This window comes from Bartonella sp. AP7XZML, assembly GCF_042195745.1.
GTDB lineage: Bacteria > Pseudomonadota > Alphaproteobacteria > Rhizobiales > Rhizobiaceae > Bartonella.
Window position 1 is genome coordinate 1 of the sequence record NZ_JBHIOT010000035.1, and the last position, 1,004, is coordinate 1,004.

Genomic DNA, 1,004 nt, shown 5'->3' on the forward strand with positions numbered 1-1,004 from the left:
CCCTAATCTAACATTTGAATAAATTTTTAATAAGAGGTTTAAAGAAGGCGCCCCCGCCGCGCCCGCGCGTTATTTAAGCTGCTTTTACAATAGCGTTTGTTAAGACACGCTTGGCTTCTGTCGTAACCAATTTGTAATGATCAAGCTCTTTTTGTAAATCATTTACATACGATAAACGCGCTGCAATCATTCCCAAAACTTTACCAATTCCCTCAGGAGCTTTTAAACTTTCATAAGAAAATAAATCATTATCTCTAGAGAATAAATCATGATTTTTTGATTGGCTTTTTAATTCATAAAAAGCTTTAACAAGCGCCTTTTTAAATGCACGCACCGTATCATTATTGCGCATATATGTCATCAGTAGAGTTGCTTGTGATTCATTAAGGATTGCGATTTCTCTTTTTTGACATCCGCCATTTGTTTTAAAGGGTACGATCTCAAATCCAACCCTTCCAAACTCTTCAAAATCTTTAATATTTTTACGTAGCAATCTAATAACAGTAGCATGGCTATTACCCACACCCTCTGCAATTTTTAGAGAATTTGTAACTGCAACGCCATCATCATTGATTGTAACTAGATCTTTCATTGAAAAAACCTTTCTAATAGTTAGTACGTTTTTGATTTAAAGACCCTATAAGGGCATCGGGCGCTCAAAAACACGGCTATTAGTCCGTCGCTATGCTTTTCCCTCGCGAAGGGTATTGTATGGCATAGCTACACCCGATGTAATCAATATATGCTAATAATAGCATAAAAAACAATCAGTATTTTAAAGGCATGGGAAAGGTTGTTACGTAACCCATCCGCTAATAGCTAAGTGTTTTTGAAGCACTTGCGATTCGTTTAACAGAATGACTTTTTAAAGTCAATACGTATTTTTTATTTTTTTTCACTTTTTTTTCATTTTGATAATTACCTAATTGAATATCAAGTGCTTTTAAATTTTACTTTTGGTTTTTAGTATAAAAATGTAGTGCGTAAATGGACATGTTTATTAA

At 34.0% G+C, this 1,004-nt stretch carries 1 protein-coding gene; it reads right to left on the bottom strand.

What is annotated here, in order from left to right; translation table 11 throughout:
- Positions 1-73: 73 nt before the first annotated feature.
- Positions 74-592 carry a Rha family transcriptional regulator gene (locus ACFILT_RS03295; protein ID WP_375679573.1) on the bottom strand — a complete coding sequence of 173 codons (519 nt, stop codon included), beginning with the start codon at positions 590-592 and terminating at the stop codon, positions 74-76.
- Positions 593-1,004 lie beyond the last annotated feature (412 nt).

Coding starts and splice junctions, on each gene's coding strand:
- ACFILT_RS03295 (WP_375679573.1), bottom strand. CDS start 592: ATGAAAGATCTAGTTACAATCAATGATGATGGCGTTGCAGTTACAAAT.